Genomic DNA, 5,441 nt, shown 5'->3' with positions numbered 1-5,441 from the left:
TGCGTGCTGCGGCGAAGTCGCTCAAGGCGCGCCGCGCGACCCTGCTCGCGGCGCTGCGCAAGTACGCGGGCGACGCGGTCGAAGTCGCCGATTCGAGCGCCGGCATGCATGTGCTCGCCTGGCTCACGCGGCTGAAGCCGGTGCAGGCGCGCCAACTCGTCGCACGGGCTCGGGAGCGCGGGCTCGGGCTTTACCTGATCGCGCCCTATTTTTTGAAATCTCCGTCGCGGCCGGGCTTGTTGCTCGGCTATGCCGACTTGCCCGCAGCCGATCTGCAGGCGGCGATGCGCATTCTTGGTGAATGTCTGCGCGAGATGTAGGCGCGGGTTCGCGCGCCTAATTTCGCTCTTGCTCATCGCTCGAGCTTTTGCTTTGCTCTTGCTCGTCATTCCAGCGCAAGCTGGAATCCAGCTCTTGCTTTTGATCTTCGGCTTTTCTTGAAGCAAGAGCTTCCACTCGTCCTGCGGACGAGCGGCTTACTTTCTTTGCTTGCACAAAGAAAGTAAGCAAAGAAATGCACCCCAGAGCATTGCGCCTTTCGGGCATCCTGCCCGAAAGGTCCGCGTCAGCGGCCGGGTTCCGTTGACTGCACATCCCTGTCCAGACAACGGAATCGGCGCGATCCATCGCGCCGCCCCTGCGGGCGTTTCCGGCCGCTGCCGCCACAATGCAATGGGGACCCGGAAAAGCCGAAGCAGCGCGCTCCTGCGCGCCAAAGCAGAAAGGCCTTGCACGCCGCCGCTCTTGATCTGGCTCGTGATCTCCGGGCCCCCGCTTGCCGCGGCGAGGGCAGGCCGGAAATGCTCGCAGAGTCGCGCGCATGATGCGCGCGAGTTCGTTGCACACACAGGGATGGGCGTTCAACGAATGCAAGAACTGGATTCCAGCTAGCGCTGAAATGACGAGCAAGAACAGCGCGCTATGCGAGCACAGCGCGAATCGCCGCCACATCGACATCAGGCACGATCTCGGCAAGACCGATGCCGCGCCAGAGGATCAGGCGCAGGTTGCCGGAGAGGTTCTTCTTGTCGAGCTGCATCAGGCCGATCAGTTGATCCGGATCCAGGTCCGAAGGAATCGCCGTCGGCAGGCCGAAACGCTCGAGCAGGGCGACGAGGCGCTGCGTGTCCGCCGCCGGCGCGCGGCCAAGGTTCGTCGAGAGACGCGCGGCGAGCCCCATGCCGACCGCGACGGCTTCGCCGTGGAGCAAGCCGCCGTAGCCCATCGCGGTCTCGATCGCATGGCCGAAGGTATGGCCGAGGTTGAGCAGGGCGCGCTCGCCCTGCTCGGTTTCGTCGCGCGCGACGATGCCGGCTTTCTGCCGGCAACAATGGGCGATGGTCGCAGCGAGCGCTTCGGGCTCGCGCGCGAGCAACGCATCGGCATGGCGCTCGAGCCAGGCGAAGAAATCCGCATCGCCGAGCGCGCCGTACTTGACCACTTCGGCGAAGCCGGCGCGGAGTTCGCGCGTGGGCAGCGTCGCGAGCACGGCGGTATCGGCGATGACGGCGCGCGGCTGGTGGAACGCGCCGACGAGATTCTTGCCCTGCGCCAGGTCGACCGCGGTCTTGCCGCCGACCGAGGAGTCGACCATCGCGAGCAGCGTCGTCGGCACCTGGACGAAGGCGATGCCGCGCATCCAGCACGCCGCGGCGAATCCGGCGAGGTCGCCGATCACGCCGCCGCCGAGCGCGACGATGATCGCGTCGCGATTCGCCTTCATCGCGGCAAGTGCATCGAATACCTGCGCAGCGGAGGCGAGCGTCTTGTGCGCCTCGCCATCGGGAAGTATCAATGTGGAAATATGTACTTTTTCATTGCTGGCGCGGATTGTCGCCGCGACGCGATCGAGGTAAAGCGGCGCGACGACGTCATTGCTGACGATCAACGCATGGCGGCCGCGGATCGCCGCGGCAAACCGCTGCGCATCGCCGAGCAAGTCGGCGCCGATCGCGATCGGGTAGCTGCGCGCGCCGAGTTCGACCGCAAGTTCAGTCGCTGTCCGCGCGGTTGTCATGCCGCACGCTCCGGCGAGGCCTGTGCCGCGCCGCGTCGCCACTGCACGTTCAATTCCTCGACCAGGCGCCGCGCGGTGGCGCTGCTGCTGCCGTTGAATCCGGTGGGCACGATGAGGTCGGCGGTCTCACGGTAGAGCGGCTCGCGCTCGGCGGCGAGCTTGGCGAGGCGCTCGCGGCGGTCAGGCGCGGCGAGCAGGGGGCGTTTGCGGTCGTGGGCGAGTCGTTTCAATTGTTGTTCGATCGTGGTTTCGAGATAGACGACATAGCCGCGCTCGCGAAGGTGTCTGCGGTTGTCGGCGGCGAGGACCGCACCGCCGCCGGTCGACAACACGATGCCGGGCCTGGTGCTGAACTCGGTGAGCAGTTCGGTTTCGCGCTTGCGGAAGCCGGCCTCGCCTTCGAGTTCGAAGATCAGCGTGATCGTCGCGCCGCTGCGTTCCTCGATCTCGTGGTCGAGGTCGAAGAAGCCGAGGCCGAGCTGTGTGGCCACGCGCCGTCCGACCGTGGTCTTGCCGGCGCCCATCGGGCCGATCAGGAAGAGGCTGGGGGCGGGATTCATGTTGGAATGTTAGCAAACCGCACGCTTGCTCTTCGCGCCCGCGTGGGCCTAATCGCGTAGAATGACACTATGTCCCGATTCATTCTCGTCTTCCTCGGCTGCTTGGCGGTGTTGTTCCCGCTCGATCTGTACCAGCCCGTGCAGCAGCACGTGATCCTGCCGCTGACCTCGGCGATCGCCTACGTCTGCGTCGCGATCATGAATCTTTGGGACAGCCACGTCGCCGCGCAGGCCAACATCATGCGCAACACCATCAGCGGCGGCGGCATCGAGATCGTCGCCGGATGCAGCGGCGTCGAGGCCGTCATCATCCTGGTCTCGGCGGTGCTGGCCTTTCCGGCGCCGTGGAAATACAAGCTCGCCGGCATCGGCATCGGCTTCTTCGCGATCCAGTCGCTGAACGTGGTCCGCCTGATCAGCCTGTACTATCTGAACGAGTGGAACCACGTCTGGTTCGAATGGTTCCACCTCTATCTGTGGCAGGCGCTGATCATCCTCGACGCGCTCGTGTTCTGGCTGGTGTGGTTGCGCTGGCTACCTCGCGCAAATCAGTCTCCGCCCGCGCCGCCGCTTGCTGCGACCGCATAAGCCTTTCCTTTTTGACGGCACTAGACTCGGCCGACGCACGGCGCCTCGCCGCGCGCATCCATGACGGAGGCTGGTCTCATGACGGTAGCGAAGGTGATCGAAATTTCATCGTCCTCGTCCAAGGGCATCGAGGATGCGGTGAAGGACGGCTTGAAGCGCGCGGCGAAGACGATCAACAACATCAAGGGCGCCTGGGTCAACGACATCAAGGTCATCACCGACGACTCGGGCAAGGTCAGCGAATGGCGCGTCAACATGCGTGTCAATTTCGTGCTCGACTGAATCTGCCACTCGGTACGGCCCGTCGCGCGAAGCGGCGGGTCGCTTGTGCGGCGTGCTAGCATTTCCCGATGCACACGACGCAGAATCCTCCTGATCCGATCTATTTTGAAGCGATCGCGCAGTTCCGCGATCTGCTCGCCGAAGCCGGCGCCGCCGGCGAACCCGAACCGACCGCGATGACCTTAGCCACGGCCGACGCCGCAGGCGGCATCTCGGCGCGCATCGTCCTGCTCAAGGCGGTCGACGAGCGCGGTTTCGTCTTCTACACCAATTACGAAAGCGCAAAGGCGGAGCAGCTCGCCGCGCATCCGCAGGCGGCGCTGTGTTTCCTGTGGAAGGCGTTGCGTCATGTCGTCCAGGTGCGCGTCGAGGGTACGGTCGAGAAGGCCGGCGCCGAAGAGGCCGACGCCTATTTCGCCTCGCGCCCGCGCGAAAGCCGCATCGGCGCCTGGGCGTCGATGCAGTCGCAGACGCTGCCCGACCGCGCCGAACTCGACGCGCGCATCGTCGCGACGGAACAGCGCTACGCTGGTGCCGACGTGCCGCGGCCGCCGTTCTGGGGCGGTTACCGTCTCGTTCCCGACATGATTGAACTCTGGTTCGGCCAACGTGCGCGCCTGCACGATCGTGTGCGCTACGAGCGCGGCGCGCACGGCTGGAGCAAGCGCCTGCTCTACCCGTAGCCGCAATGTCCGGTCCGCAACGCATCGTCTGCCTGACCGAGGAGCCGACCGAAGTCCTCTACGCGATCGGCGAGCAGGACCGCATCGTCGGCATTTCGGGCTTTACCGTGCGTCCGCCTCGTGCGCGCCGCGAGAAGCCGAAAGTTTCCGCATTCACGAGCGCGAAGACAGGCGAAATCCTCAAGCTCGAGCCGGACCTCGTCATCGGTTTTTCCGACATCCAGGCCGACATTGCGCGCGACCTGATCAAGGCCGGCGTCGAGGTCTGGATCAGCAACCATCGCTCGGTGGCCGGCATCCTCGACTACATCCGTCGGCTCGGCGCGCTGGTCGGCGCCGCGGACAAGGCAGAGGTGCTCGCGCACGCGGCAGAAGAAAGAATCGCGCAGGTGCAGGAGGCGGCATCTCGCCTGCCGCGGCGCCCGCGCGTCTATTTCGAGGAATGGGACGAGCCGATGATCTCAGGCATCCGCTGGGTCGCCGAGCTCGTGCGCATCGCCGGCGGCGACGATGTTTTTCCCGAGCTCGCCGAAAAATCGCTCGCGCGCGACCGCATCATCGCCGATGGAGGCGAAGTCGTCCGTCGCGCGCCCGACATCGTGATCGGTTCGTGGTGCGGCAAGCGCTTCCGCGCCGACAAGGTCGCCGCGCGCACGGGCTGGGCCGCGATTCCCGCGGTGCGCGACGGCGAGCTGCACGAAGTAAAATCGCCGATCATCCTGCAGCCCGGTCCGGCCGCGCTGTTCGATGGCCTGGACGCGCTGCACCGCATCGTCGAGCAGTGGGCGACGATGCGGCACTGAAAACAACGAGGGAATTGAAGATATGAGGACGACAGCGAAACACCTCGCGGGCCTGGCGCTCGCGCTGATCTGCGCCGCCTGTTCGCACGTTCCATTGATTGGCCACGGCGGCAGCAAGGACGAAGCGCCCGCGGCGGAGAAGCCAGCGGCTGCGCCGGTGGCGAAAACCGAGGCCGCCGCACCTACGCCTGCAGCGCCGAATGTGCCAGCTCCGGCAAGCCAGTCGGATGCGCCCTCAGCCGGGCATGTCGAATTCCACTATGCGTTCAAGACCAGTGCGGCGCCGGATCGCGCCTACGCCGCGATCACCGGCGTCGCGCGCTGGTGGGACTCGAATCACACCTATTCGGGCAATGCCTCGAACCTGTCGCTCGATGCGCGCGCGGGCGGCTGCTGGTGCGAACAACTCGCCGACGGCGGCAGCGTGCAGCACATGACCGTGCTCACCGCGATGCCCGGGCGCATGCTGCGCCTGTCCGGCGGCCTCGGTCCGCTGCAGGCCGCGCCG

6 protein-coding genes and 2 pseudogenes are annotated in these 5,441 nt (G+C 65.9%); 6 read left to right on the top strand and 2 right to left on the bottom strand.

Annotated elements, in window-relative coordinates; translation table 11 throughout:
• Positions 1-320, top strand: a pseudogene (locus VF497_RS06205) (PLP-dependent aminotransferase family protein); the annotation flags it as partial.
• 599 nt (positions 321-919) lie between these two features.
• Here VF497_RS06205 and aroB read toward each other — a convergent pair.
• Both aroB and VF497_RS06195 read right to left on the bottom strand, forming a co-directional pair.
• Positions 920-2,017 carry a 3-dehydroquinate synthase gene (gene aroB, locus VF497_RS06200; RefSeq protein WP_330886759.1) on the bottom strand — a complete coding sequence of 366 codons (1,098 nt, stop codon included), beginning with the start codon at positions 2,015-2,017 and terminating at the stop codon, positions 920-922.
• Positions 2,014-2,577 (bottom strand): shikimate kinase, encoded by a 564-nt coding sequence (locus VF497_RS06195; protein ID WP_330886757.1) that lies wholly within the window; start codon positions 2,575-2,577, stop codon positions 2,014-2,016. Before VF497_RS06195 ends, aroB begins: the two co-directional genes overlap by 4 nt.
• Before the next feature lie 69 nt (positions 2,578-2,646).
• Here VF497_RS06195 and xrtH point away from each other — a divergent pair, with 69 nt between their 5' ends.
• The 5 genes and pseudogenes from xrtH to VF497_RS06170 form a co-directional block, all read left to right on the top strand.
• Positions 2,647-3,165 (top strand): exosortase H, encoded by a 519-nt coding sequence (xrtH, locus tag VF497_RS06190; RefSeq protein ID WP_330886755.1) that lies wholly within the window; start codon positions 2,647-2,649, stop codon positions 3,163-3,165.
• A 78-nt stretch (positions 3,166-3,243) separates the two neighbouring features.
• The gene (locus tag VF497_RS06185) at positions 3,244-3,447 is read left to right on the top strand and encodes a dodecin family protein (RefSeq protein ID WP_018971241.1); all 204 of its coding nucleotides are present in this window, start codon (positions 3,244-3,246) and stop codon (positions 3,445-3,447) included.
• Positions 3,448-3,515: 68 nt separating this feature from the next.
• Positions 3,516-4,130, top strand: coding sequence for a pyridoxamine 5'-phosphate oxidase (pdxH, locus tag VF497_RS06180; protein WP_330886751.1), 615 nt, complete (start codon positions 3,516-3,518; stop codon positions 4,128-4,130).
• Between the two features lie 5 nt (positions 4,131-4,135).
• Entirely contained in the window at positions 4,136-4,933 is a 798-nt protein-coding gene (locus VF497_RS06175) for a cobalamin-binding protein (RefSeq protein WP_330886750.1), read from the top strand.
• Positions 4,934-4,955: 22 nt separating this feature from the next.
• Positions 4,956-5,441: pseudogene (locus VF497_RS06170) on the top strand (hypothetical protein); the annotation flags it as partial.

This window comes from Rudaea sp. (assembly GCF_036383415.1).
GTDB lineage: Bacteria > Pseudomonadota > Gammaproteobacteria > Xanthomonadales > Rhodanobacteraceae > Rudaea.
Note: the sequence above shows the minus strand (reverse complement) of the source record. Positions and strands in the feature narration are given on the sequence as shown.

Bases quoted from the DNA above. Each gene is read 5' to 3' on its own strand.
- aroB (WP_330886759.1), bottom strand. From the start codon at position 2,017: ATGACAACCGCGCGGACAGCGACTGAACTTGCGGTCGAACTCGGCGCG.
- VF497_RS06195 (WP_330886757.1), bottom strand. From the start codon at position 2,577: ATGAATCCCGCCCCCAGCCTCTTCCTGATCGGCCCGATGGGCGCCGGC.
- xrtH (WP_330886755.1), top strand. From the start codon at position 2,647: ATGTCCCGATTCATTCTCGTCTTCCTCGGCTGCTTGGCGGTGTTGTTC.
- VF497_RS06185 (WP_018971241.1), top strand. From the start codon at position 3,244: ATGACGGTAGCGAAGGTGATCGAAATTTCATCGTCCTCGTCCAAGGGC.
- pdxH (WP_330886751.1), top strand. From the start codon at position 3,516: ATGCACACGACGCAGAATCCTCCTGATCCGATCTATTTTGAAGCGATC.
- VF497_RS06175 (WP_330886750.1), top strand. From the start codon at position 4,136: ATGTCCGGTCCGCAACGCATCGTCTGCCTGACCGAGGAGCCGACCGAA.